The 519-nt window shown below is 36.2% G+C and carries 1 pseudogene; it reads left to right on the forward strand.

Features of this window, described 5'->3' with window-relative positions:
- Positions 1-162 precede the first annotated feature (162 nt).
- Positions 163-519, forward strand: a pseudogene (locus GNY06_RS02875) (IS3 family transposase); the annotation flags it as partial.

The following is a 519-nucleotide window of genomic DNA, read 5'->3' on the forward strand; positions in this document are numbered from 1 at the left end:
CAAAAAGTACGGAGGAATGGAAGCGAGTGAAATGAAGAAAGTGAAAGAACTAGAAGCAGAAAACAGACGCTTAAAGCGTATGTATGCTAATTTAGCCATGGAATTGGATGTAGCCAAGTATATTATAGAAAAAAAGCTCTAAAGCCTTACCACAAGAGGGATATGGTTGATCAGCTTCGTATAGAATATCCTCAATCCGTGAGCAAGGCATGTCGTATTCTTAAAATGAGTCGTAGTACGCTTCATTATAAATCCATAAAAGACGACAATTTTTTTATTACGGCTTTGGGATCATTAGCCGAAAAACACCCCCGTGAAGGGTTTTGGAAAAGTTATGGTAGACTTAGAAATAAAGGGGTTGTGGTAAATCATAAAAAACTTTATAGGATCTATAAAAGTATAGGACTGGCAATGAGAAGAAAATATAAAAAGAGACTTCCTAAAAGAGAAAAGAAGCCACTAGTGACCCCCTCAAAATTTACTCAATCATGGAGTATAGACTTTACTAGTGATGTCATG

The organism is Elizabethkingia argenteiflava (genome assembly GCF_009904105.1).
Taxonomy (GTDB): Bacteria; Bacteroidota; Bacteroidia; order Flavobacteriales; family Weeksellaceae; genus Elizabethkingia; species Elizabethkingia argenteiflava.